The organism is Vibrio tubiashii, assembly GCF_028551255.1.
In the GTDB taxonomy this organism is placed as follows: domain Bacteria; phylum Pseudomonadota; class Gammaproteobacteria; order Enterobacterales; family Vibrionaceae; genus Vibrio; species Vibrio tubiashii_B.
In genome coordinates this window covers 2,151,978-2,178,078 of sequence record NZ_CP117029.1, presented here as the reverse complement: position 1 = coordinate 2,178,078, position 26,101 = coordinate 2,151,978, and the positions used below count along the sequence as shown (strand labels likewise).

The window sequence follows — 26,101 nt, the reverse complement described above, 5'->3', positions numbered from 1 at the left end:
CCGTTTTATATTCGGTTTAATTAACCCGCCAGAACGTCGGTCGCTACCTTGTAGCTTGGATCTTCTTTAACGTTAATTTCTACTAAGCTGCCTGCTTTGTCGAGTAGTTTACGACAGTCTGGGCTTAGGTGACGCAAGTGAAGTGTCTTACCTTGAGCTGAGTAGCGCTCAGCAAGCGTTTCGATTGCTTCAATTGCTGAGTGGTCAGTCACGCGAGAATCAGCGAAATCGACAATCACATCGCTTGGGTCTTCGTGTGCATCGAAGATCTCTAGGAAGTTAGCCACTGAGCCAAAGAAAACAGGACCGTGAATTTTGTACTCTTTTGAGCCTTCTTCATTGATGCTGGTATCTGCGTAGATGTGCTTAGCGTGCTGCCATGCAAACATAAGTGCAGAGGCGATAACACCAACGAATACCGCAATCGCAAGGTCAGTAAGAACCGTCACTACTGTTACTAGAACAATAACGAAGAAATCTTGTTTTGGTACGCGGCGAGCCAGTTTGAACGTTGCCCACTCAAAGGTACCAATCACGACCATGAACATGACGCCTACTAGTGCTGCCAGAGGGATCATTTCGATCAGCGAAGAGGCAAACAAGATGAACATCAGTAGTGCCACAGCAGCAACGATACCAGATAGACGACCACGACCACCTGAGTTAACGTTGATCATCGACTGACCAATCATCGCACAACCACCCATAGCGCCAAACACAGAACACGTCATGTTAGCCATGCCCTGACCGATACATTCGCGGTTCGATTGACCACGAGTGTTAGTCATTTCATCAAGCACCGTTAGAGTCAATAGAGACTCAATCAAACCGATTGCAGCAAGAATAATCGCGTACGGAAGAATGATCTGTAGCGTTTCAAGTGTTAGTGGAACGGTAGGGATAGAGAAAGTCGGTAATGAACCCGCCAGTGTTGCTGCTTCGTCACCTGACATAGTGCGCAGGAAGTCAACCACTGTACGAGTTTCTAGATCTAAACCAACCACTAGCGCAGTGACAGTTACGATAGCCACAAGAGATGACGGTACAGCAGTGGTGAACTTAGGCAAAAAGTGGATGATTGCCATGGTTAAAGCAACGAGACCAAGCATTAGCATCATTTGGTCTGCTGGTAGCCATGTTAATGCGCCAGTTAAGTCCGGTGCTTTAAATTGGCCCAACTGAGCGAGGAAAATAACGATCGCTAAGCCGTTAACGAAGCCAATCATAACTGGATGAGGCACGATACGGATGAATTTACCCAGTTTGAATATACCTGCTGCAATCTGCAGGATACCCGCCAGCATAATTGCGGCAAACAAGTACTGTACGCCATGTGAAGCAACCAGTGACACCATAACAACAGCCATGGCACCCGTTGCACCTGAAATCATACCAGGGCGACCACCGAAGATTGAGGTAATCAAACCTACAATAAATGCAGCGTAAAGACCAACCATAGGGTCAACGCCAGCAACGAAGGCAAAAGCGACGGCTTCAGGGACGAGAGCGAGTGCAACGGTCAAACCTGACAACACATCGTTCTTCACAGAGTGTTTAGAAAATTGGGGAAATTCAAACATATTTGCTCAGTTTGGCTAAGTGTTTAAAAGTATTCTGAATTGTATTTAGTCGCCACCGGGCAAAAATGCAATGTAAAAGAGCAGAAAGACCAAATTCAACAATTCAGATCGAGTCGGCGCATGCTACCGAAAAGTGTGATTAAGTTCAAGATTGATACAGGTATTGACTAATATTTGTGACAAATAATTAATCTCTATAAACCTAGCAGCGTGATAACGGTTTGTTTACCTAGCTATACCAATCGGGGTAAATAGCTGATTAGATAATTGCGCAGGAAAAATCGCTTAGAGCAAGGCATAGATTGCAGATAGCTAGTTGCTCTACCTACAAAATCTATAACGCAGCTATTAGCGATTTTAACCAGCAAGAATGACCAGATATTTATTCTGGTTGGTGTCATTTGTAATAGGCATAAAAAAACAGCCTCACGAGGAGGCTGTTTCTATTCGAAAAGCGAATGGCTAAAATTGAGGCTTAGTCATTGCTGCACCCGCTTGGTTGCGAGCTACTTGGCTACCAGCACCGCGAGATTCGTAACGCTGCGCTTTAAACGGAGCTGCAATTACAGTGATCTCTTTCATCTCTGTGCTACCAGGCGCTTTTGCCATAGCTGCTGACGCGTGACCTTTAAAGCTCGGCGCAACAACGATGTCTGAAGTTTCAGCTTTTACTTCTTCAGCAGGCTGTTTAACCTCAGTTGCTTCAACTTCTGCTTTAGCTTGAACTGGTTGCTCAACGGTTTCAGCAACCACTTCAACAGATTCAGAGGCAACTGCCGCTTGTGCTACTTCTACCTGCTCAGGTTGAGTAGCCACTACAGTTTCTTGTACAGGCTCTTCAATGATAGGCTGCTCACGACGGACAATTACTTTACCCATCGCCATTTCTGGACATGCAAAACCACCCAATGAAGTCACTGTCGTCTCTACAGGCGCTTCTACCTTGTCAGCTTTTGATTGCTGCTTAGGTGCTGGCTTAGTAATACCGTAACTTGGCATCACTTTACCCATCGCCATTTCAGGAGATGCAACACCACCTTTTCGTAGGCGGAATGGGTTAGGGCGACGATCACGACCACGACGGCGACGTTGACCACTTGCACGTAGGTGACGTGGAGAACGACGGTTGCGGCGTTGCTTCGGCTGCTCTTCAGCGTTATCCGCTTCAGTATCCAATGCTTTTTCTTCAACCGCTTCTGCTTTCGCTTCTACTGCAACTTGCTTCGCTTCTTCATCAGCTTGAGCTTTTGCAGCTTGGTCTTTAACTCGAACCTGCTTAGACAGCTTGCGACGTTGACGGCGCTCTTTAACTTTTGCCGCTTTCTCTTCTGCGCGCTCTTTGCGTGCTTCAGGTTTGTCGCCTTGCTGAGCGTCAGCCGCTAACTTAAGACCTTCTTCAGCTACCTTGCTCGGTTTAGCTTCGTCACGCTTGTTGCGGCGATCTTGCTTAGGTTTGCGATTCTGCTGCTTACGTTCGTTAGGTTTCGCTTCTGTTGCCGCTTCATCACGTGTGTTCTTACGCTTGTTATCGCGTTTGTCTTCACGGTTATCGTTGCGGTTGTCACGATTGCCACGACGGCGGTTATCGTTACGGTTGCGACGATTGCGGTTGTTACGGTTACCTTCTTTACGCTCTTTAGGTTTTTGCTCTTCTTGCTTCTCTTCTTCTTTGGCAGAACCAAATAGGAAGCCACCTAGAGCTTTGAAGAAGCGACTAACAAGACCTTCTTGAGGCTCTTGTGATTCTTTCTTCTTCTCTGGTGCTTTCGGCGCTGGTTTAGCAGGCGCTGGAGCAGAGTTGCTTGGAGACGCAAAGCCTTTTAGAGCAGGCTCTTCAATCTTCTTAGGTTTGGCTTCTGTTTCAACTGCTACCTCTTTACCTTCCGCTTCCTTCATCGCTTCAAGCTTCTTAGGAAGTAGGTAAGAAAGTAGGTCGAATTCTTCACCTTCACGGACACGAATTACATCGAAATGTGGTGTTTCCATGTCTGAGTTTGGCACAACCGTGATCTTAACTTCTTGGATACGCTCAATGTGATTGATTGAACGACGCTTTTCGTTAAGTAGGTAAGAAGCAATCGGTACAGGCACAACTGCAAGAACTTGAGCTGTGTTGTCTTTCAGTGCTTCTTCTTCGATCAGGCGAAGTACAGAAAGTGCCAGAGATTCGTTGTCACGAACAACACCCGTACCACTACAACGTGGACAGATGTGGTGACTTGCTTCTGCCAGTGATGGACTTAGACGCTGACGAGACATTTCTAACAGGCCAAAACGAGAAATTCGACCAATTTGTACTCTAGCGCGATCCATACGAACAGAATCACGTAAGCGGTTTTCAACTTCACGTTGGTGACGAACTGGCGTCATATCGATGAAGTCAATAACCACAAGACCACCTAAGTCACGCAGGCGAAGTTGACGTGCAATTTCTTCTGCTGCTTCTAGGTTGGTGTTTAAAGCGGTTTCCTCAATATCGCCACCCTTAGTTGCACGGGCAGAGTTGATATCGATAGAAGTCAGGGCTTCTGTTGGGTCAATAACGATAGAACCACCAGAAGGCAGACGAACTTCGCGTTGGAACGCAGATTCGATCTGACTTTCAATCTGGTAGTGGCTAAACAGCGGCACTTCACCATCGTATTTCTTAACACGGCTTACAAAATCAGGACGAACTAGGCGGATATGGTCTAGTGCGCGCTCGTAAATTGTGTTGCTGTCGATAAGGATTTCGCCAATATCGCGACGTAGGTAGTCACGAATTGCACGAACAATCACGTTACTTTCTTGGTGAATCAAGAAAGGTGCAGCGTTTGAGTCAGAAGCTTGCTTGATTGCGCCCCAGTGGTTCAGAAGTACGTTTAAATCCCACTCTAGCTCTTCAGCACTTTTACCAACACCTGCAGTACGTACGATCAAACCCATACCTTGAGGTAGTTCTAATGTGCTTAGAGCTGCCTTAAGTTGAGTACGCTCGTCGCCTTCGATACGGCGAGAAATACCACCGGCACGAGGGTTGTTAGGCATAAGAACAAGGTAACTACCCGCAAGAGAAATAAACGTAGTTAGAGCTGCGCCCTTACTACCACGTTCTTCTTTCTCAACTTGTACGATTACTTCTTGGCCTTCAGTTAGCACTTCTTTAATGCTAGGACGGCCTTGGTAGGTGTAACCTTCAGGGAAGTATTCGCGGGCAATTTCTTTAAGAGGGAGGAAACCGTGTCTTTCTGCACCGTAGTCAACAAAAGCCGCTTCTAGGCTTGGTTCGATGCGTGTGATACGTCCTTTGTAGATATTTGCTTTTTTAGATTCATGTCCAGGGCTTTCGATATCCAAATCATATAAGCGCTGACCATCAACCAAAGCAACACGCAACTCTTCTTTTTGAGTTGCGTTAATTAACATTCTTTTCATTGATAAATCTCGTTGTCATTCTTTTGTTTTTCTTGTCACTGCGATCGCTTTCAAGGTGCCTGATCCCATGGCTTAATCGGTGCAGCCTCCCGGCTGGAGGGATGCTCTGGGGCACTTCAGTCTCACAAACTTTTCTCGTTCAGCTTGTGCGCCGCATCGGCGGCGGTAAACACTCAACATGATGAGCGACGAGTAGGGTGACAAGTTTGTTAATCCCGAAAATGTCTTACGCCGTGTGCTGCATTTTGGTAAATTAACGGGCTACTCAATTTATTGCTCAAATATGAGGTGGTTTGTATAAAATGCAACCAAATCATATATTGCAGGTGTGAACTATAGCAGTACCCACTAAACTCAGCAATCTGCTTTATAATAAAACGCTAAAAAAGCTGATTTTATTTTTCGTAAGTAACTGTTTTATTTGTTTAATTAGAGATGTTTTTGAAAATTGTAATAAAACTGATGGATTTTTATTCGTAGCAGAATTTGAATCCACTCTTATCGAGCAATTTTCCATTTTGTTGCGAAGAAAATGTGAATCTGCGCAACTTAGAGTGTTAGAATAACTTCATGAGTGAAATTAGAACAAAAGTCCAATTCGTTGATATTGACGACGATATGGCAGGGCAGCGTATTGATAATTTCTTACGCAACCAATTGAAAAGTATCCCTAAAAGCATGGTTTACCGTATTTTGCGCAAAGGCGAAGTGCGAGTGAACAAAAAGCGCGTAAAAGCCGAATATAAGCTCCAGGCCGGTGATCTTGTCCGAATTCCACCGGTTACGATTGAAGAGAAGCCTGAAGAAGTCGCGCCGAGTACCAAACTAAATAAAGTCTCAGAGCTTGAAAATATGATCATCCATGAAGACGATCATATGTTAATCCTTAATAAACCTTCAGGAACGGCTGTTCACGGTGGTAGTGGATTAAAGTTTGGAGCGATTGAAGCACTTCGAGCACTGCGCCCTCAAGCAAGGTTTCTAGAATTAGTGCATCGCATTGACCGAGACACGTCAGGCATTTTGTTGGTGGCAAAAAAGCGCTCGGCATTGCGTCACTTGCAAGCACAGTTTCGTGAAAAGACGGTACAGAAGTACTATTTTGCTTTAGTGATGGGAGAATGGAAAGCAAGCTGTAAAAAGGTCAATGCGCCATTACTTAAGAACGAAGTGAACAGTATTGTACGGGTAAATCCTAATGGTAAAGCTTCGGAAACAAGATTTAAAATCCTTGAGAAGTTTGCCAATGCAACGCTGATTCAGGCGAGCCCGATTACAGGTCGTACTCACCAAATTCGCGTTCATACCCAATATACGGGTCACCCAATCGCATGGGATGATCGCTATGGCGACCGACGTTTTGATGCCTACACGGGCAAAGTTGGCTTAGACCGCTTATTCCTTCATGCGGCGAACATTAAGTTCCAACACCCATCAAATGATGAGTGGATGGAAATTAACGCCCCGATGGAACCAAAGTTAGAGAAAGCCTTGGCGGGGCTGCGTAATCTTTAAAGTCAGGCTTCGCCTGAGAAACGGGAGCGGGCTGCGCCCTGCGAGAGCACTGCGTTTCGAGAATCGAGATCGGACTTCGCCCTGATAGAAAGAAGAAGCTTGTTTTTGGTCATTCCATAGAGCGACGAAGGAGCGAGTAGGGAATCTTAAAAAGGTGCTCACTCGCAAGAAGAGATCCCCAACTCGGTCGTGCCTCCCTCTCGGGGATGACCGTTTAATCTGTTGAAATGAAAAGGGTTGATACAATGTACCAACCCTGCATAAATTTCCCGAATCCCGAATCCCGAATCCCGAATCCCGAATCCCGAATCCCGAATCCCGAATCCCGAATCCCGAATCCCGAATCCCCCTAAAGCACCTCAACCCCTTGCACTGCGAGCATATCAATCAAATCTATCAGTGGCAGTCCAACTAAGGTGTTTGGATCTTTACCTTCTAATCGTTCAAACAGAGCAATTCCCAAGCCTTCACTTTTAAAGCTTCCCGCACAGTAAAAAGGCTGCTCTTGATCGACATAGTTTTCGATCTGCTTTTTGCTTAGAGCTCTAAAGTGGACTGTGAAGGTATCGACCTTTATGTCGGTGAGCCCGGTATGAGTATTGTGCAGAGCTAAGCCGGTATAAAACTGAATAGATTGACCGCTTTGGTCAAGTAGCTGATCAATCGCCTTTTCGCGAGTATGCGGTTTGCCGATGATTTTGCCGTTGATTACGCAAACCTGATCGCTACCGATAACTAAACTTGGCTGACTCACTGAGCAAGACTCTGCTTTGCCTTTGGCGAGTCTTCTTACTAAGTCGATAGGCGCTTCATTCTCTAGCGGAGTTTCATCGAAATCGGGAGTAGCTGTCTCAAATTCTATCGCTAGTTTATTGAGCAGTTGTTTACGATATGGCGATGTAGAGGCTAAAACTAGTTGGTAATTCGGCATTTTTCTTTACAATCAAAACAAGAGTTGGTGAGAGCTTAATTCATATTATGTCTTCTATACTAGCTCTCAAGCTGATAAGGAAAAAAAGTACATTTTTTTGCCCTTTTTCTTTGACTATAAACGATTTGGAAGATAGAATTCGCGCCCTATGCAAAAGGTAAAAATACCGCGTACGATTGATCCGTCACGCGCTGCACAGAAGCGACTAGATGTTGAAGGTATTATTCAAGTTAGTCTCTTTAAGCGCTTAGATGAATCAGTTGAAGGCGTTAAACGCGACGCCCAAGTGTCACTGTCATTTGACTTAGATGAGCAGCGACTCGTTGTTATCTCTGGTAAAGCTAACATCGAAGTCGACTTAGAGTGTCAGCGCTGTAATGAGGTTTTCGCACATGAGTGCGAGGTCCAATTCACTTATACACCTTATAAAGGTGAAAAGACTGAAGAGGAAGCACCGGAAGAGTACGATTTGGTAGATCTGAACGAGTACGGTGAGTTAGACCTAATACAGTTAGTTGAAGACGAGTTCATTCTAAACTTGCCTCAAATAGCAATGCACGATGAAGCGGACTGTAGCGTTGATTCAGATAATATGGTGTTTGGTGAACTTCCAGAAGAAATTGTGGAAGAAGAAAAGAAGCCGAATCCATTTGACGTTTTAAAAAGCTTAAAGAAGTAATTCTTTAATACTTACATAGGAGTAGGGTCAATGGCCGTACAAAAGAGCAAGAAATCTCGTTCAATGCGTGGTATGCGTCGTTCACACGATGCCCTAACTACAGCTGCACTTTCTGTAGACGCAACTTCAGGTGAAACTCACCTGCGCCACAACGTAACTGCTGAAGGTTACTACCGTGGCAAAAAGGTTATCAACAAGTAAGGTTGACCTTTGCAAAATATAACCGTTGCACTTGATGCAATGGGCGGGGATTTCGGTCCTCGCGTCACAGTGCCTGCCGCCGTGCAGGCACTGTCGCATTTCCCAGAGCTAAAAGTGATCCTTATTGGTGATCAAAACGCGATCACATCTCAATTATCTTCTCTTGGTTATCAGCCAGATGCTCGTTTGAGTATTGAGCACGCAGACCGAGTGATTTCCAACACAGAAAAACCTTCCCTCGCACTCCGTAACAATCAAGGCAGCTCTATGGGCATGTCGATTGATCTTGTCGCCGACAGTCAAGCCGATGCATGTGTTAGCTGTGGAAACACGGGTGCTTTGATGGCCTTATCGCGATTTAAGTTGAAGCTGTTACCGGGTATCGAACGCCCTGCGCTTATCTCTGCCTTACCGACAGCTTCAGGTGGTAGAACTTGGATGTTGGACTTAGGGGCCAATGTATCAAGTGATGCAGATTCGTTGTTTCAATTTGCCGTAATGGGCAGTGCGCTTGTAGAGCAGTATTTAGGTAAGCCACCCCGAGTAGCCATTCTCAACATAGGCGCTGAAGAAATAAAAGGTAATGACCTCGTCAAGTGTTGTGCAGAAATGTTGGAAAATACTCGTTCGGTGAACTTTGTTGGCTATATTGAAGGTAATCAATTACTCCATGATGCCGCAGACGTCGTTGTTTGTGATGGTTTTGTGGGCAATGTTTGTCTAAAAGCATGTGAAGGCACTGCGCAACTTTTTATCGATAAGTTGAAATCGAGTATGATGACCTCATCTATAAAAGGTTGGATTGCAAGAAAATTGTTTTCCGGACTATTTAATGAACTAAAAACATTGAACCCCGACCAGTATAACGGCGCAAGTTTGCTAGGATTGCGCGGCATTGTCATAAAAAGCCACGGAAGTGCTGATGTAGAGGCAGTCATCAATGCAATTGGTGAGGCACTACATGAGGTCAAACGACAAGTACCAAGCCGTATTAGCGATCGTTTGGAAGCGGTTTTACTCGAGAGGCATTATTAGTCTTCATGTATAGCAAAATTTTAGGTACTGGCAGCTACCTGCCATCTCAGGTGCGTTCAAACGCAGACTTAGAGAAAATGGTAGATACAAGTGATGAGTGGATTGTAACTCGTACTGGTATTAAAGAGCGTCGCATTGCAGCTGAAAACGAAACAGTTGCAGATATGGGCTACCAAGCGGCGAAGAATGCTATCGAGATGGCAGGTATCGATAAAGACGATATCGACATGATTCTTGTAGCGACGACTAGTGGTTCTCACGCTTTCCCATCAGCGGCATGTCAGGTTCAAGCGCTTCTTGGCATTAAGCATTGCCCTGCATTTGATATGGCAGCAGCGTGTTCAGGGTTTGTATATGCCTTGTCGGTTGCCGATCAGTACATCAAAACAGGTCACTGTAAAAATATCCTAGTGATCGGTGCTGACGCTTTGTCTAAAACCTGTGACCCTAACGATCGTTCAACGATTATTCTCTTCGGGGATGCCGCGGGTGCCGTTGTTGTTGGTGCGAGTGAAGAGCCTGGTATCTTATCAACCACAATCAATTCTGATGGCCGTTTTGGTGAGCTATTAAGCCTCAAGTTCCCAGACCGTCATGAGAAAGTACAAAGCGAATCTGAGCATAGCGAAGATATCAATAGCTGGCTGCATATGGCCGGTAACGAAGTATTTAAAGTTGCCGTTACTCAGCTTTCTCGCTTAGTTAAAGAGACTCTTAAAGAAAATGATATGGACAAGTCAGAGTTAGACTGGCTAGTTCCTCATCAAGCAAACCTACGTATTATTTCCGCAACGGCTAAGAAGCTTTCAATGCCGATGGAACAAGTGGTCGTTACATTGGATCGCCATGGCAACACTTCTGCGGCAACCGTACCAACAGCACTGGATGAAGCGGTGCGTGATGGGCGAATTAAGCGTGGTCAAACATTGTTGCTTGAGGCATTTGGTGGTGGCTTTACTTGGGGCTCAGCTCTCGTTAAGTTCTAAGCTATAGAATTCAAAATTAAGATGCCTTGATAGGCATCTTTTCTTTCTTCTTTTAAATAAAGAAACGGTTTTAAGGAAAAGAAAATGAGCAAGTTTGCTATCGTATTTCCAGGTCAGGGCTCACAAGCTGTGGGTATGCTTGCTGAACTTGGCGAACAATTTGAAGTCGTTAAACAAACATTTGCAGAAGCATCGGAAGCACTAGGCTACGACCTATGGGCTCTAGTTCAAAATGGTCCTGCAGAAGATCTAAACCAAACACACCGTACTCAACCTGCACTGCTAGCATCTTCTGTTGCGATCTGGCGCGTATGGCAAGAGCAAGGCCTAGAGCAACCAGCTAATCTAGCGGGTCACAGCTTAGGTGAATACTCTGCACTAGTATGTGCTGGCGTGATTGACTTTAAGCAAGCGATCAAACTGGTTGAACTACGTGGTCAACTAATGCAAGAAGCGGTTCCGGCTGGAACAGGCGCAATGTACGCGATCATTGGTCTTGATGATGACGCTATCGCAAAAGCTTGTGAAGAAGCAGCGCAAGGCGAAGTGGTTTCACCAGTAAACTTTAACTCGCCTGGCCAAGTTGTGATTGCGGGTAGTAAAGATGCAGTAGAGCGCGCGGGCGCACTATGTAAAGAAGCGGGTGCTAAGCGCGCGCTTCCACTTCCTGTTTCTGTACCTTCTCACTGTGCACTGATGAAACCTGCAGCAGACAAGCTAGCAGTGGCACTAGAAGAAATCGAATTCAACGCACCTCAGTTCCCTGTTATCAACAACGTTGACGTAGCAGCGGAAACCGATCCTGCGAAAATTAAAGATGCACTTGTTCGTCAGCTATACAGCCCAGTTCGTTGGACTGAGAGCGTGCAACTGATGAGCGAGCAAGGCGTAGAGAAGTTACTAGAGCTTGGCCCTGGTAAGGTTCTATCTGGCCTAACAAAACGAATTGTTAAGACACTAAGTGGCGCTGCAGTGAATGATACTGCATCTCTAGAAGCTGCTAAGTAATTAAAGGACATAGGAATAAAGAACATGATGAACCTAGAAGGTAAGATTGCTCTAGTCACTGGCGCAAGCCGTGGTATTGGTCGTGCAATTGCTGAACTATTGGTTGAGCGTGGCGCGACAGTAATAGGTACTGCGACTTCTGAAGGCGGCGCGGCTGCAATCAGCGAGTACCTTGGTGAAAATGGTAAAGGTCTAGCACTTAACGTTACTGACGTTGAGTCGATTGAAGCGACACTAAAGACCATCAACGATGAGTTTGGTGCGATTGATATCCTAGTAAATAACGCAGGCATCACTCGTGATAACCTTCTGATGCGTATGAAAGATTCAGAGTGGGATGACATCATTGATACCAACCTAACGCCTATCTTCCGTATGTCTAAAGCTGTGCTTCGCGGTATGATGAAGAAACGCGCTGGTCGTATCATCAACGTAGGTTCTGTTGTTGGTACTATGGGTAACGCAGGTCAAGCAAACTACGCTGCAGCAAAAGCGGGCGTCATTGGTTTCACTAAATCTATGGCACGCGAAGTTGCTTCTCGTGGTGTAACTGTTAACACTGTTGCACCTGGCTTTATCGAAACAGACATGACTAAAGCGTTAAACGAAGAGCAACGTGCATCGACTCTTTCTGCAGTTCCTGCAGGTCGTTTAGGTGATCCACGTGAAATTGCATCGGCAGTGGTATTCCTTGCTTCTCCTGAAGCGGCATACATTACTGGTGAAACTTTGCATGTAAATGGCGGCATGTACATGGTGTAAATCGCTTACCTTGCAGAATTAGTGAACTTTTTCATTAAATTTCATTCAAATTTCTGCGGGTAGAGTGAATTTGCACTTAATGTCACCAACTTGGCTATTTATTGTCATTAAAATGGCCTATAGTTTGAGATTCTTGATATGAACGTGCGCAAGATTTGTGCATGATTTAAGTCAAAAATGTATTGAATTTCGGTTAAAATCGCTAAAATTGTGGTTTGACCAGCAAGGTCCCTCTTGCAACTTTTGGTAGTTCGAATAAACTACTGAATCATCGCATTAGGCGAAATCTGTAAAGGAAAAGAAAAAATGAGCAACATCGAAGAACGCGTAAAGAAAATCATTGTTGAACAGCTAGGTGTAGACGAAGCTGAAGTTAAGAACGAAGCTTCATTCGTTGACGATCTAGGTGCTGATTCTCTAGACACTGTTGAACTAGTAATGGCTCTAGAAGAAGAATTTGACACTGAGATTCCAGACGAAGAAGCTGAGAAAATCACTACTGTTCAAGCTGCAATCGACTACGTAAACAGCGCTCAGTAATATCTCTCCCAGGCGGCCTTCTGGCCGCCTGTGTTCTCTTTAACCCTTCTATCCTTCCATAGAATCATTTCAATTCCGGAGAATAATATCGTGTCCAAGCGTCGTGTTGTTGTCACTGGCATGGGTATGTTGTCACCGGTAGGCAACACCGTAGAATCATCTTGGAAAGCCCTGCTAGCAGGTCAAAGCGGTATCGTGAATATCGAGCACTTTGATGCTGAAAACTTTTCTACTCGCTTTGCGGGTCTAGTAAAAGATTTTGACTGTACTGAATACATGTCTAAAAAAGATGCACGTAAAATGGATCTATTTATCCAATACGGCATTGCAGCTGGAATCCAAGCTCTAGATGACTCTGGTTTACAAATTAACGAAGAAAACGCTGCTCGTGTTGGCGTTGCAATCGGTTCAGGCATTGGTGGCCTAGACCTTATCGAAGCAGGCCATACAGCGCTTGTTGAGAAAGGTCCACGTAAAGTGAGCCCGTTCTTCGTTCCATCAACCATCGTAAACATGGTTGCAGGTAACTTATCTATTATGCGTGGTCTTCGCGGTCCAAACATCGCGATCTCGACGGCGTGTACAACAGGTCTACATAACATTGGCCATGCGGCTCGTATGATTGCATACGGTGATGCAGAAGCTATGGTTGCAGGTGGTGCAGAGAAAGCATCTACACCTCTAGGTATGGCAGGCTTTGGTGCTGCGAAAGCACTTTCTACTCGTAACGACGAACCACAAAAAGCTTCTCGTCCATGGGATAAAGACCGTGATGGTTTTGTTCTTGGTGATGGCGCGGGCATGATGGTTCTTGAAGAATACGAACACGCAAAAGCTCGCGGTGCAAAAATTTACGCTGAGCTTGTCGGTTTCGGTATGTCTGGTGATGCTTACCATATGACGTCTCCAAGTGAAGATGGTTCAGGTGGTGCACTAGCTATGGAAGCGGCAATGCGTGATGCAGGTATCACAGGTACTCAAGTAGGCTATGTGAATGCGCACGGTACTTCTACACCAGCTGGTGATGTCGCTGAAATTAAAGGCGTTAAACGTGCGCTAGGCGAAGAAGGTTCTAAGCAAGTTAAAGTGTCTTCAACTAAGTCTATGACTGGTCACTTGCTTGGTGCTGCAGGTTCTGTAGAAGCGATCATCACGGTGATGTCTCTGGTTGACCAAATGGTTCCACCAACAATCAACTTAGACAACCCTGAAGAAGGTTTAGATATCGATCTAGTTCCGCATACTGCTAAAGAGGTGTCTATGGATTACGCAATCTGTAACTCATTCGGCTTCGGTGGTACTAACGGCTCACTAGTATTTAAAAAAATCTAAACAAGCGCCTGAATTAGACTAAATAAACGGCTTAATGCTTTGGCATTAAGCCGTTTTGTTATTTAATGGTCTCTCAAAACTCGGCGCTCAAGCAATGGTGATATAAAGGAATTCGCATGTTCATAGTCAATGGTGTCTGTTGTGAGTCAATCTCGGTGACAGATCGTTCGTTTCAATATGGTGACGGTTGTTTTACCACTATGCTGACGCGAGAGGGGCACATTGCTCATTGGTCGAAGCATGTTGACCGCATGAATGCTTGCTTGGACGCACTATTCATCTCTCGTCCGGATTGGGCACAAGTTGAAAGTTGGCTAGCTCAGGCAGTTCGCAACGACCGAAAAGCGGGGTTAAAACTGCATATCAGCCGAGGTGAGGGAGGAAGGGGATATAGCCCTACTCATGTAGCCTCACCAAATGTTACTATTAGCGACTTTATTTATCCTGCTCACTATGAACAATGGAGTGAGCAAGGCTTAAAACTGGGTGTCTGCGAGCGACGACTTGGTCATAGCCCTTTACTGGCGGGACACAAACATAACAACCGTCTTGAGCAAGTGTTGCTTAAAGCTGAGCTAGAGCAGCATTCGTTGGCTGACGGGATCGCGCTTGATATTGATGACAACGTGATTGAAACCACTATGGCAAACCTATTTTGGCTAAAGGGGGCAACACTGTTTACTCCTAGCTTGGATAAAGCAGGTGTCAGCGGAGTTATGCGACGCGTTGTATTGGAATGGGCGCAGGCAGAGGGGATTGAAACTCACATAGGGGAGTATAAACTCTCTGATTTGCTTAACGCTGATGAAGTGTTTATGACAAACTCTATCTTAGGCGCAGCGCCGATTTGTGCTATTGATTCACACCAGTTTGATATTGGAAAAACAACTAAACGAATTCAGGAGATGATCGACTCGTGATTAAAAAAATCACGCTCTTTTTGTTGTTAGTGGCTGCATTGGCAGCGGGCGGCTATGTGTATGTCGCTAAACAAGTAGAGCAGTATGTAAACCAGCCTCTTCAAATCGAGCAGTCACAGATATTTACCATCGCTTCCGGAACGAGCTTTAATCGCGTCCTCGAACAGCTTACCGAGTCTGAAATGATCACTGGTAGTGATGTAGTTAAACTTGTTCGTCGATTCCACCCTGAACTGACACAATTACGCGCCGGAACTTATCTACTGGATTCAGGCTCAACTCTGAAATCGACGCTAGAGCAATTTAAACAGGGCAAGGAGCACCAGTTTTCGATAACCTTCGTCGAAGGTTCTACGTTTAAAGAGTGGCAGAAAATCATCAACAATGCGCCTTACTTGGAGCATGAGTTAGACGGATTAAGTGAAGCTCAGATCGCAGAAAAACTCGGACTGCCACACGAAAAGTTAGAAGGACTGTTGCTTGCGGAAACCTATCATTACACCTTCGGTGCATCTGATCTTGATATTTTGAAGCGTGCTGCTGACAAACTGCAAATGGTGCTTGATGAGCATTGGGCAACTCGCCAAGAGAAATTGCCACTAAAATCTTCTTATGAAGCGCTTATCTTAGCTTCCATCATTGAGAAAGAAACCGCAGTAGAGTCTGAACGCGAGCGCGTTGCGGCAGTATTCGTTAATCGTTTAAACAAGCGAATGCGTTTACAAACCGACCCAACCGTCATCTACGGAATGGGGGATAAGTACGATGGTAATATTCGTAAGAAAGATCTTCGTACGCCAACACCATACAATACCTATACAATTTTCGGCTTGCCACCAACACCTATCGCTATGCCGGGGGAAGCTTCAATTCAAGCAGCTCTTAACCCAGAAGACAGTAATTACCTTTACTTTGTCGCAAGTGGTAATGGTGGACATGTGTTTTCTAAAACATTGGCTGAACACAACCGAGCAGTTCGCGCATATTTAAAGCAATTAAGAAGTAAGAAATGAAAAACGGCAAATTTATCGTCATTGAAGGCCTAGAAGGCGCAGGTAAAAGTACAGCGATTAAGGCGGTACTTGAAACGCTAACAAATGCCGGTGTTGAGCGCATCCAAAATACACGTGAGCCAGGTGGAACCGCCTTAGCTGAACAATTACGTACTTTGGTTAAACAAGAGCACGAAGGCGAAGAGCTGCAAGATATGACAGAGCTGCTGCTGATGTATGCAGCGCGAGTCCAATTAGTTGAGAACGTGATTAAACCTGCACTTGCTTCTGGTAGCTGGGTCGTTGGTGATCGCCACGATATGTCTTCGCAAGCTTATCAAGGTGGCGGGCGTCAGATACCGCGTGAAACCATGACTGCGCTTAAGCAAACTACACTTGGTGAGTTTAAGCCTGATTTAACTATTTATCTTGATCTTGACCCGCGAGTTGGCCTGGAACGTGCTCGTGGTCGCGGCGAGCTAGATCGCATAGAGAAAATGGACATGAGCTTTTTCGATCGTACACGTGCGCGTTACCTTGAACTTGCTGAGAGTGATGACTCCGTCGTTGTGGTCAACGCAGAGCAAAATATTGAGCAAGTAGCCGCAGATATCTCTGCTGTAGTGACCAATTGGGTGAGCGCATAGCATGAATGAGCTATACCCATGGCTCTCTCCTTTATGGACAGAGTGGCAATCAAACCTTCAAGCGGATCGGTTTTCCAATGCCGCTTTATTGATTTCTGATGAAGGGATGGGTTCTGAGCGCTTAGTCGAACATTTTAGCCGAGCGGTGATGTGTCAGAACTATCCCGCTGAAGCGTGTGGCTTTTGCCATGGTTGCCAATTGATGGAGTCTGAAAGTCACCCAGATTTCCATGTTGTTAAACCAGAGAAGCAGGGTAAGGCTATTTCAGTCGAACAGATCCGCCAGTGCAATCGAATCGCTCAGGAATCTTCACAGCTTTCCGGGTTAAGGCTATTTGTTATTGAACCAGCGGAAGCCATGAACGAATCGGCTGCGAACGCCTTGCTGAAAACGCTTGAGGAGCCTTCGGTAACTTGTATGTTCCTACTGGTTACCCACCGTAACAACGCCTTGTTGCCAACGATTACTAGCCGATGCCAACAATGGCACCTTACTGCGCCCGAGTCTTCATTGGTGGCTAGTTGGTTAAGTGAGCAAGCTAATGAGCCAGTGCCTGCTTATGCCTCTCATATAAATGGTAATGCGCCGTTAGCCACGCTTGATTTCGTTAATCAAGATAAAGTATCGCAGTATCTTTCAATCGAGTCGCAGCTTATCGCACATTGTCAGAATCAAGGGGATGTGACTAAGCTTGCTAAAGAGTTAGCGTCAGAGCCGACTGAATACTTAAGTTGGTTATGGTACTTACTCACCGATGCGCAGAAAGTGCATTATGGTTTGGCGATGCCATTTTTTACGCCGGGCGCTGCCCAGTTAGCTGAGGTTGTTGGTTACCAATCTTTGTATGTTCAGGCTCAGGAGCTAGTAAAGCTCTCCGAACAATTAAGGGCACATACAGGGCTAAATGCAGAGCTTTTGATTTTAGATTGGCTTTTCAAATTTAATGGGGAAACATGTTTGTAGATTCGCACTGTCATCTGGACAAATTAGACTATCAAGAGCTTCACCAAGGTATAGAAGATGTGGTTGCTAAAGCCAAGGCAGCCAATGTCACGGAGTTGCTCTCGGTCGGCGTGACCCTAGACTCGTTTCCTAACATGCTGGAAATGATCGAACCTTATGACAACATTTACGCCTCTTGCGGTGTCCATCCACTAGATGTGGAGAGTGATTTCGCTCTCGATCGCTTACACGAGTACGCATCAAATCCGAAAGTAGTGGCGATTGGCGAAACAGGCCTCGATTACCACTACCAGCCAGAAACGGCGGAACTGCAAAAATTGAGGTTTGAGCAACAAGTCGATTTGGCAGTTAAGTTGAACAAGCCACTGATTATCCACACGCGCAATGCGCGACAAGATACGCTAGATATTCTAAAAAATGGTAATGCTGAACAGTGCGGTGGCGTGATTCATTGTTTTACAGAGGACTTAGCGTTTGCTGAAGCGGCAATGGATCTAGGGTTCTATATTTCAATTTCAGGGATTGTCACCTTTAGACAAGCAACTGAACTGAAAGAGGTAGTGAAAGCACTGCCGCTTGAAAGATTGCTTATTGAAACTGACTCGCCTTACCTTGCACCAGTGCCGCACCGCGGGAAACAGAACCAACCTGCGTATGTTGTCGAGGTTGCTGCCTATATTGCGCAGCTTAAAGGACGTTCTTTGGGCGAAGTTGGAGAAAAGACCAGCGAAAACTTCAGAAATCTTTTTTTGAGATAGAAAATGAGTTTTGGATAAAAAAGGAGCTTTGGCTCCTTTTTTTTGTAATCAGCATCACAGGCAAACGCTTTCAGGGTGTTGTTTACTAAAAATGTTGAAGTTGAGAGCTATAAAAAGTGCCCATGTAATTTTGTTACATAAAATAACAACTGCATCTATTTTATTTACCCATCAAAATTAATCGATAGAATTAATAATATCAATAAAAACAGATGCTTGTATGATTGAAATGCATTTCACACTTCGTTTTTGATTGTGATCTAGCTATTAGTTTGAAACTAAATTTCGTAACTCGGTAGAAAGATTGATCACCAACAAGATATATTTAGAGGCAGAAAATATAGTGACATAAGTGGTTACATTTTTTCTGGGTGCTAACATTTAAGGCTACGGGGGTGTGCCGTTAGAGCCCAATAATTCTTATAACTTTTCAGGAGCATAAACATGTTTAAGAATCTTTTTGCTAACCTGCAAAAAGTTGGTAAAGCTCTGATGCTACCAGTATCGGTTCTACCAGTTGCAGGTATTTTACTAGGTGTAGGTGCTGCCGACCTTAGCTTCATTCCAGAGATCGTTTCGAACCTAATGGAACAAGCGGGTGGTTCAGTATTCGGTCAAATGGCACTGCTATTTGCAGTGGGTGTTGCACTTGGCTTTACTAACAACGACGGTGTAGCAGGTCTTGCGGCTATCGTTGGTTACGGCATCATGACTGCAACACTAGGCGTTATGGCTGGTGTTATGGGCGTTGAAAAAATCGATACAGGTGTACTAGGTGGTATCCTTGTCGGTGGTGTTGCTGCTTGGGCATTCAACCGCTTCTTCAAAATCCAACTTCCAGAATACCTTGGCTTCTTCGCTGGTAAGCGTGCTGTGCCAATCATCACTGGTTTCACTGCTATTGGTCTTGGTATCGTTCTTTCTATCGTTTGGCCACCAATTGGCGGCGCGATTGCATCTTTCTCTGATTGGGCTGCTCACCAGAACCCACAAGTTGCATTCGGTATCTACGGTATCGTTGAGCGTTCTCTAATTCCATTCGGTCTACACCACGTATGGAACGTACCATTCTTCTTCGAAGCAGGTACTTGTGTTAACGCTGCAGGCGAAACTCAAAACGGCGTACTAACTTGTTACCTAGTTGCTGATGAAGCATCTCGTGCTGCTGGTAATGGCTTCGGTCAGCTAGCGGGTGGTTACATGTTCAAGATGTTCGGTCTACCAGCTGCTGCTATCGCTATCGCTCACTCTGCTAAACCAGAGAACCGCGCGAAAGTAATGGGTATCATGGCTTCTGCTGCACTGACTTCATTCCTAACAGGTATCACTGAGCCAATCGAGTTCTCATTCCTATTCGTTGCTCCTGTACTGTACGGTATCCACGCTCTTCTAGCTGGTTCTGCATACGTTGTTGCTAACACTCTAGGTTTTGTACACGGTACTTCGTTCTCACACGGTCTAATCGACTTCCTAGTTCTGTCTGGTAACTCTCAGAAAATTGGTCTAATGGTTGTGACTGGTCTTGTTTACGCAGCAATCTACTACGTAGTATTCCGCGCTGTTATCAAAGCAATGGATCTTAAGACTCCTGGTCGTGAAGATGAATCTGAAGAAGCAACTGTTGCTGCTGGTTCAGACATGGCAGGTGAGCTTGTTGCAGCATTCGGCGGCAAAGCAAACATCACTGGTCTAGATGCATGTATCACTCGTCTACGTGTAGCAGTTGCTGATACAGAAGCTGTTGACCAAGACAAACTAAAACAGCTAGGCGCAGCAGGCGTAGTAGTTGTAGCAGGTGGTGTTCAGGCTATCTTCGGTACTAAGTCTGACAACCTGAAAACAGAAATGGATGAGTGGATCCGTAACCACGGTTAATTCCCACTGACTCATCTAATTTGATAAAGGAGGCTTCGGCCTCCTTTTTGTTTTTGGAACGGGAGCGCTTCGCTTATGGAACGGGCTGTGCCCTACAGAACGCTGCGCTTCGAGAATTGGGAGCGGACTTCGTCCTCCGAGAGGAGGTTGTTGGTGTCTAATCTCAAGTTGTTGACACTCGCTGTTCCTGAAGAGCAAAATTATCCCGCATCCCGCATCCCGCATCCCGCATCCCGCATCCCGCATCCCGCATCCCGCATCCCGCATCCCGCATCCTGTCTTTATCCTCACCTTTCTCTGACATCTTTTTCTTACAAATCTGGACAATTGCACGCTGTTTTATTTGTATTAGATGGCATTGGCATGAAGAAATATGGAATCTCTGGTTTGGTTGGAGTTATAGCGGTAGCGAGTGGTGTTGCTGTCGCGGCAGAAGAGCCTAAATCGACAGACCTGTCGGTAGGAATGGCATTGGACCAAGGGCTTAGTGTTGTTGTCGAACTTGATAATCAGTACCGCTTTATTGCCGGCAATGATGGCGGTGCATTTGATTATATTCTTAAACGTGGCTCTTTCGAGGCAAATACGCCTGTGACTTGGTATGTTGGCGCCGGTGCGTGGAGTGAGTGGGATGGTAAAGAGTTTGGTGCTCGCGTCCCTCTTGGGCTGAATTGGAACTTGAGCAAAGGCTGGAATATGTACGGCCAAGTACACCCAGAGCTAAACCTATATGGCGGCCCTGAGCTACAAATTGGTGGCGCACTTGGTGTGAAATACTCGTTCTAAGTATTGAAACAGGCGTAGGTTTAACGGTCTGAGCAGAGGAGACTCAAAAACGTACGGTTAAACCTAGGTTTGCTGAAAACTGATTCATCCAATCGGTTTTAAACTTGATAACACACGAACCCTCGCCAGTCGTTGGCAAGTTACAGACCCCGCTGGTGTCATTGTCAACGACCGTTCCTAACCAACGCAGTTGAGTGTTGAGCGCGACCGTATCGGAAAACTTGTATTCAAAGCCGCCAAAGATACTGGCTGAAAATCCTAGCTCCTTATCGACCCAATCTGCATCGATATACGACCCTCCTAAACCAATCCCCAAGTAAGAAGAAAACTTATCTTGGATGGGATAATAGACACTACTCTGAAAGTGTAAGTAATGTATGGTGCTACTGGCATTGGTGTTTTCTACGTCTGTGCTTTGCGTAGAGTAGAATAGGCCAAGTCGCCCTGTATCAAAGTCGGTTTCAACTGACAGTGCGAAACTCTCAGAACCTTTTAGGTCGAGCTCTTGTTGATTTTGGTTTTCAACACTACCGCCAGCTGTGTATCCAACCCAAGGAGTGAGATAGACCTCGGCAGCTGCCGTAGTGCTAACGGCAGATAATGCTAACGTTAAAGATATAAGTCTCGATGTGTTCATTTTATATCCTTCATTTGGTAACCATATGCTACTAATTGTGACGCTAACGCCATAATTCCGCACGGAAAATAGGTATTAATTGAAGATACCTCACAAGGATGTTATTACTTTGTTACACAATAAGGAGGTGTCTATGGAACACAATCTAAAATTTGCGCTAGTGATTACGGCTGTTATCTTCGCAGTTTTACTAGGTTTTGGCATTACAGCAATTACTACTGCGTAGCCTATCAATGAAGAATTGCGGTGTTATTACCAACGCTGCTGTACAACTTGATGCTCAACGACTAAAAAAGTACACCGGCGGTAAAAATGCATTGGTTGCTCAAGGGGGCGGCCAAAGAGGGATTTTTACGTCTGGTGTGCTTGATGCATTCCTTCTCTCTAATTTTGACCCATTTCACTCTTTCTACGGCACTTCGGCAGGTGCACTTAACCTGTGCGCGTTTCTCTGTCGCCAAAGAGGAATAGGGCAGTCCTTCATTCTCGACCTCACCACTGATCCAGAGTTCTTCCATCTGTTTCGTTATATACGACATAAAAAATACATGGGACTGGACTGGGCGCTCGATAAGATTTGCGATTACCCCTATCGACTTGATATTGATATGGGTAAGAAAGTGCTTGCTAATCGTCAGGCTTATGCGGCAGTTACAGATACTAATAGGCTATCTGACCATTACCTTCCTATGCTGCAAGATGACTGGAAAAAAGTACTGATCGCCACCTGTGCGATTCCCCGCTTGTACGATCAACCTGTTAAGTTTGACCATGGGGAGTATGTTGATGGCGGTGTTTCTGCTTCGATTCCAGTTCAGGAGGCATGGCGCAAAGAAGCCCGTTGTATAGTAGTGATCCGTACCGAGGGAGAGGATTTAGCGACTGATACGGTTGAGGTGAATCAAGAGCCTCCTGTCGAGTGGTTACGTGATTCATTCAATGTAATCCAAGATCACTGGCAAGAAAAGTTAACTCGGTGGAAGCAAGACTGGAGTTCTTTCTTTAGTGACCAAGTACAGAAGTCTCGGCAGGAAAAAACCGAACAAACACACCTAGAAGCCCTAAATGGCGGGCGTTGGTTGTTTGGTGCTGATGATATTTACCGTCTGAGTCATTTGCTCGGAGATAAGTTTGATTCCGGTTTAGCAGATATGCTGATGGTGCATTATCAAACTTATTCATTGACTCAAGACTTTTTGCACTCACCACCGGATGATTGTTTCATCATCCAGATCAAACCCGATCAACCTTTACGTTCTAGTTCGCTCATGAGTGAGAGAGAGGATTTACTCCACGATTATCAAATGGGGCTCGATGCTGGTTTTCGTTTTGTCGAAACCTTTTCCCAGTGCATAGCTAAACCGACTTTTTCTTTGAAATAACTAAAACAATTAAGGGAGCACAACGCTCCCTTAAATATTTTCTACTATACAATTAGTTTACGCCGCAAGAATACGCATACAGTTGGTTGAGCCGACGACGTCCATCACGTCCCCTTGAGTGATGATCACCAGATCGCCGTCATCAAGTAGACCACGCTGTTTGAGTGTGGCGACCGCTGCTTCGGCCGTTTCCAATCCAATATCTGATTTGTCATCAAAGAACACAGGGAAAACCCCCCTATAAAGCGCTGAGAGGTTCAGTGTGCTCTCATTACGAGATAAGGCAAAGATAGGTAGCCCTGAACTCAAACGAGACATCATTAGCGCTGTACGGCCTGATTCGGTAAGAGTGACGATCCCTTTCACTCCACGCATGTGGTTAGCGGCAAACATGGTCGACATGGCAATGGTTTCTTCGCCTGTTTCAAACACGGAGTCCATTCGATAACCAGAGCGGTTCACGGCCGACATCTTCTCTGCGCCCAAGCAGACCTCAGCCATAGAACGCACTGTTTCCAATGGGTATTTACCTGCTGCGGTTTCGCCAGAAAGCATCACCGCATCGGTGCCGTCCAAGACTGCGTTGGCCACATCCATAACCTCTGCACGGGTCGGCATTGGGTTTTCCATCATCGATTCCATCATTTGAGTTGCGGTAATGACAGTTCGATTGAGGGCGCGAGCACGGCGAATTAGCTGTTTTTGCACCCCGATAAGTTCAGGGTCACCAATTTCTACCCCCAAGTCGCCACGCGCAACCATTACCGAATCTGAGGCAAGAATAATATCGTCAATGTTCTCTTGGCTTTCTACGGTCTCTGCGCGTTCTACTTTTGCAACCAAGCGCGTTTGTAGTCCGGCATCTGTAGCCAGTCTGCGCGCGTATTTCATGTCTTCGCCATTGCGTGGGAAAGAGACGGCCAGATAGTCGACTTTGATTTCAGCCGCGAGCTTAATATCATTCTTATCTTTTTCGGTCAGGGCTTCTGCAGATAGGCCACCGCCTTTTTTATTGATACCTTTGTTGTTCGACAACGGCCCACCAATAATCACCTTAGTCCTTACTTGCGACTCATTAACGCCCATGACCTGAAGCTGAACACGGCCATCATCGAGTAATAAAATATCGCCCGCAGAGACATCGTTAGGTAGCTCTTTATAGTCGAGCCCGACGGCATCTTTATCGCCTTGACCCGCTTCGAGTTTATTATCTAGGGTGAAAATATCGCCAATGCTGAGCTGAACCTTACCCTCTTTAAACGTAGAGACGCGGATTTTCGGGCCTTGAAGGTCGCCGAGAATGGCGACATGAGTGCCTAATTTGGCGGCGATGTTGCGAACTCTCGTAGCCCGCTCTCTATGATCATCAGCGGTTCCGTGAGAGAAGTTCATTCTTACCACGTTGACGCCAGCTTCGAGAATTGCTTCAAGTACACCAGGTTTATCGGTAGAAGGTCCAAGAGTAGAGACAATTTTTGTTCTTCTTTGGATTGAGGTCATTCGGATCTCCTTGATTGATGTTGTCGCTAGATAAATTGGGAGCGACAGCTATGATTCGGTTTCCATTCCTAAATGCATTAGCATTAAGTATATACAGGCGTAGCATCTGTGCTGACAATTCAGGTGACATTCTTGTATGCGCCTCTGAAAAGGTGATGGAAGACATATTTATTTATGCAAAAAAATAGGAATGGATTTGTGATAAATCCTTCGCTATTTGATTAGGTACACAAACAAACATGTTTATACGTGACACTTGTCACGGCAATCTATCAAAGCTCTTCACAATTACTTCGCAAAGTAAAAAAATTACCAGGTTGTTGATATTCGGAGCACTCCATGTACATGGCTCAACCTGGCCATATTGATCATATCAAGCAGGTCAATGCTGGCCGTGTATATAAACTCATTGATCAAAAAGGCCCTATTTCTCGTATCGATCTCTCGAAACAGAGTGAGCTTGCGCCTGCAAGTATCACCAAAATTACCCGAGAGCTGATTGAGGCACACCTTATTCATGAAACGACGGTTCAGGAAGCGACCAGCCGTGGCCGTCCTGCTGTCGGTCTGCAAGTGAATAACGAAGGTTGGCAGTTTTTGTCAATGCGTCTGGGGCGCGGATATCTGACGATTGCATTGCACGAACTTGGTGGTGATGTACTGATTGATACCAAGATTGATATTCATGAAGTCGACCAAGACGATGTATTAGCCCGCCTATTGCATGAGATCGATGAGTTTTTCCAAACCTACTCAGAGCAACTTGATCGTGTGACCAGTATTGCGATTACGCTGCCTGGCTTGGTTAACTCAGAAAGTGGGGTTGTATTGCAAATGCCTCACTACAATGTCGAGAATCTACCCCTTGGCCCTGAGATCTACAAAGCGACAGGGCTTCCGGTCTTTATTGCGAACGATACGCGCGCTTGGGCATTAGCAGAGCGCCTATTTGGACATTCACAAGAAAACGAAAACTCGGTACTTATCTCCATCCACCATGGTTTAGGCGCAGGTATTATTCTTGATGGCCGCGTTCTGCAAGGTCGTCACGGTAATATTGGCGAACTCGGACATATCCAAATCGATCCGAATGGTAAGCAGTGCCACTGTGGTAACCGAGGTTGTTTGGAAACCGTCGCCAGTTCGCAAGCGATTCGAAACGAGGTCGCTGAACGAATTGCTCAGGGAGAGGTGTCATCACTGGCTGAAATTGAAGAGATTTCGGTAGAAGATATCTGTGAAGCGGCGGCGAATGGCGATCCTTTAGCAGTCAATGTGATTGAAAAACTGGGTGGTTACCTTGGTTCGGCCATTGCGATTGTGATTAATCTGTTTAACCCTGAAAAGGTGTTGATCGGTGGTGCAATTAATCAGGCCAAAGAGGTGCTCTATCCTGCGATTCAAACCTGTATTGAAGAGCAATGCTTGCCGGTTTACCATCAAGACTTAGAGCTGGTGGAGTCGCGTTTCTACAAGCAAGCCACTATGCCGGGGGCTGCACTGATCAAACAAGCCTTGTATGATGGCCTACTATTGATGAAGGTTATTGAAGGATAACGTTTTCTGAGCAGTGGCTCTCCTTTATCTTTTAAATAAACCCATATAATCTTTGAATGATGTATGGGTTTATTTTTATCTTAGTCTGTCTATAGACTAC

General features: G+C 45.5%; 24 protein-coding genes. 19 read left to right on the top strand and 5 right to left on the bottom strand.

Annotated elements, in window-relative coordinates:
- Positions 1–20: 20 nt before the first annotated feature.
- On the bottom strand, positions 21–1,580 hold the full coding sequence (locus LYZ37_RS09875; protein ID WP_004746536.1) for a SulP family inorganic anion transporter: 1,560 nt from the start codon (positions 1,578–1,580) through the stop codon (positions 21–23).
- Positions 1,581–2,042: 462 nt separating this feature from the next.
- Positions 2,043–4,994 (bottom strand): ribonuclease E, encoded by a 2,952-nt coding sequence (gene rne, locus LYZ37_RS09870; RefSeq protein WP_272785374.1) that lies wholly within the window; start codon positions 4,992–4,994, stop codon positions 2,043–2,045.
- A 570-nt stretch (positions 4,995–5,564) separates the two neighbouring features.
- Between rne and rluC the strand changes: the two genes are divergently transcribed.
- Positions 5,565–6,509 carry a 23S rRNA pseudouridine(955/2504/2580) synthase RluC gene (gene rluC / locus LYZ37_RS09865; RefSeq protein ID WP_272785373.1) on the top strand — a complete coding sequence of 315 codons (945 nt, stop codon included), beginning with the start codon at positions 5,565–5,567 and terminating at the stop codon, positions 6,507–6,509.
- A 349-nt stretch (positions 6,510–6,858) separates the two neighbouring features.
- Here rluC and LYZ37_RS09860 read toward each other — a convergent pair whose 3' ends face one another.
- Positions 6,859–7,440, bottom strand: coding sequence for a Maf family protein (locus tag LYZ37_RS09860; RefSeq protein ID WP_272785372.1), 582 nt, complete (start codon positions 7,438–7,440; stop codon positions 6,859–6,861).
- Positions 7,441–7,588: 148 nt separating this feature from the next.
- Between LYZ37_RS09860 and yceD the strand changes: the two genes are divergently transcribed.
- From yceD to LYZ37_RS09785, 15 genes are all read left to right on the top strand, one after another.
- On the top strand, positions 7,589–8,119 hold the full coding sequence (yceD, locus tag LYZ37_RS09855; protein WP_004746543.1) for a 23S rRNA accumulation protein YceD: 531 nt from the start codon (positions 7,589–7,591) through the stop codon (positions 8,117–8,119).
- A 30-nt stretch (positions 8,120–8,149) separates the two neighbouring features.
- Positions 8,150–8,320, top strand: a complete 171-nt coding sequence (rpmF, locus tag LYZ37_RS09850) for a 50S ribosomal protein L32 (protein ID WP_004414666.1) — start codon at positions 8,150–8,152, stop codon at positions 8,318–8,320.
- 9 nt (positions 8,321–8,329) lie between these two features.
- Positions 8,330–9,355: a phosphate acyltransferase PlsX gene (gene plsX, locus LYZ37_RS09845; protein ID WP_272785371.1), complete on the top strand. Its 1,026-nt coding sequence runs from the start codon at positions 8,330–8,332 to the stop codon at positions 9,353–9,355.
- A 5-nt stretch (positions 9,356–9,360) separates the two neighbouring features.
- Positions 9,361–10,341, top strand: coding sequence for a beta-ketoacyl-ACP synthase III (locus LYZ37_RS09840; protein WP_004746547.1), 981 nt, complete (start codon positions 9,361–9,363; stop codon positions 10,339–10,341).
- Between the two features lie 84 nt (positions 10,342–10,425).
- Positions 10,426–11,349: an ACP S-malonyltransferase gene (fabD, locus tag LYZ37_RS09835; RefSeq protein WP_171321110.1), complete on the top strand. Its 924-nt coding sequence runs from the start codon at positions 10,426–10,428 to the stop codon at positions 11,347–11,349.
- A 27-nt stretch (positions 11,350–11,376) separates the two neighbouring features.
- Positions 11,377–12,111, top strand: a complete 735-nt coding sequence (gene fabG, locus LYZ37_RS09830) for a 3-oxoacyl-ACP reductase FabG (RefSeq protein ID WP_004746550.1) — start codon at positions 11,377–11,379, stop codon at positions 12,109–12,111.
- A gap of 306 nt (positions 12,112–12,417) precedes the next feature.
- Positions 12,418–12,651 (top strand): acyl carrier protein, encoded by a 234-nt coding sequence (gene acpP / locus LYZ37_RS09825; RefSeq protein WP_004406112.1) that lies wholly within the window; start codon positions 12,418–12,420, stop codon positions 12,649–12,651.
- A gap of 90 nt (positions 12,652–12,741) precedes the next feature.
- Positions 12,742–13,983: a beta-ketoacyl-ACP synthase II gene (gene fabF, locus LYZ37_RS09820; protein WP_171321111.1), complete on the top strand. Its 1,242-nt coding sequence runs from the start codon at positions 12,742–12,744 to the stop codon at positions 13,981–13,983.
- 116 nt (positions 13,984–14,099) lie between these two features.
- On the top strand, positions 14,100–14,903 hold the full coding sequence (gene pabC, locus LYZ37_RS09815) for an aminodeoxychorismate lyase (RefSeq protein ID WP_272785370.1): 804 nt from the start codon (positions 14,100–14,102) through the stop codon (positions 14,901–14,903).
- Complete coding sequence (gene mltG / locus LYZ37_RS09810; RefSeq protein WP_272785369.1) at positions 14,900–15,916, top strand: endolytic transglycosylase MltG; 1,017 nt, start codon at positions 14,900–14,902, stop codon at positions 15,914–15,916. Before pabC ends, mltG begins: the two co-directional genes overlap by 4 nt.
- Positions 15,913–16,542, top strand: a complete 630-nt coding sequence (gene tmk / locus LYZ37_RS09805; protein WP_004746558.1) for a dTMP kinase — start codon at positions 15,913–15,915, stop codon at positions 16,540–16,542. The genes mltG and tmk overlap by 4 nt, the downstream gene beginning before the upstream one ends.
- Position 16,543: 1 nt before the next feature.
- Positions 16,544–17,506 (top strand): DNA polymerase III subunit delta', encoded by a 963-nt coding sequence (holB, locus tag LYZ37_RS09800; protein ID WP_272785368.1) that lies wholly within the window; start codon positions 16,544–16,546, stop codon positions 17,504–17,506.
- On the top strand, positions 17,497–18,264 hold the full coding sequence (locus tag LYZ37_RS09795; RefSeq protein ID WP_272785367.1) for a TatD family hydrolase: 768 nt from the start codon (positions 17,497–17,499) through the stop codon (positions 18,262–18,264). The genes holB and LYZ37_RS09795 overlap by 10 nt, the downstream gene beginning before the upstream one ends.
- Before the next feature lie 444 nt (positions 18,265–18,708).
- Complete coding sequence (ptsG, locus tag LYZ37_RS09790) at positions 18,709–20,139, top strand: PTS glucose transporter subunit IIBC (RefSeq protein ID WP_272785366.1); 1,431 nt, start codon at positions 18,709–18,711, stop codon at positions 20,137–20,139.
- Positions 20,140–20,502: 363 nt separating this feature from the next.
- Complete coding sequence (locus tag LYZ37_RS09785) at positions 20,503–20,925, top strand: hypothetical protein (RefSeq protein ID WP_272785365.1); 423 nt, start codon at positions 20,503–20,505, stop codon at positions 20,923–20,925.
- A gap of 43 nt (positions 20,926–20,968) precedes the next feature.
- On the opposite strand, the gene LYZ37_RS09780 is transcribed toward LYZ37_RS09785, so the two are convergent.
- Positions 20,969–21,562 carry an outer membrane beta-barrel protein gene (locus tag LYZ37_RS09780; protein WP_272785364.1) on the bottom strand — a complete coding sequence of 198 codons (594 nt, stop codon included), beginning with the start codon at positions 21,560–21,562 and terminating at the stop codon, positions 20,969–20,971.
- Positions 21,563–21,695: 133 nt separating this feature from the next.
- On the opposite strand from LYZ37_RS09780, the gene cydH reads away from it, so the two are divergent.
- Positions 21,696–21,788, top strand: coding sequence for a cytochrome bd-I oxidase subunit CydH (cydH, locus tag LYZ37_RS09775; protein ID WP_004746619.1), 93 nt, complete (start codon positions 21,696–21,698; stop codon positions 21,786–21,788).
- Positions 21,789–21,795: 7 nt separating this feature from the next.
- Positions 21,796–22,944 carry a patatin-like phospholipase family protein gene (locus LYZ37_RS09770; RefSeq protein WP_272785363.1) on the top strand — a complete coding sequence of 383 codons (1,149 nt, stop codon included), beginning with the start codon at positions 21,796–21,798 and terminating at the stop codon, positions 22,942–22,944.
- Between the two features lie 57 nt (positions 22,945–23,001).
- Here LYZ37_RS09770 and pyk read toward each other — a convergent pair whose 3' ends face one another.
- Positions 23,002–24,444 (bottom strand): pyruvate kinase, encoded by a 1,443-nt coding sequence (gene pyk / locus LYZ37_RS09765; RefSeq protein WP_069666785.1) that lies wholly within the window; start codon positions 24,442–24,444, stop codon positions 23,002–23,004.
- A gap of 339 nt (positions 24,445–24,783) precedes the next feature.
- Here pyk and mlc point away from each other — a divergent pair, with 339 nt between their 5' ends.
- On the top strand, positions 24,784–26,001 hold the full coding sequence (mlc, locus tag LYZ37_RS09760; protein WP_272785362.1) for a sugar metabolism global transcriptional regulator Mlc: 1,218 nt from the start codon (positions 24,784–24,786) through the stop codon (positions 25,999–26,001).
- Positions 26,002–26,101: the final 100 nt, after the last annotated feature.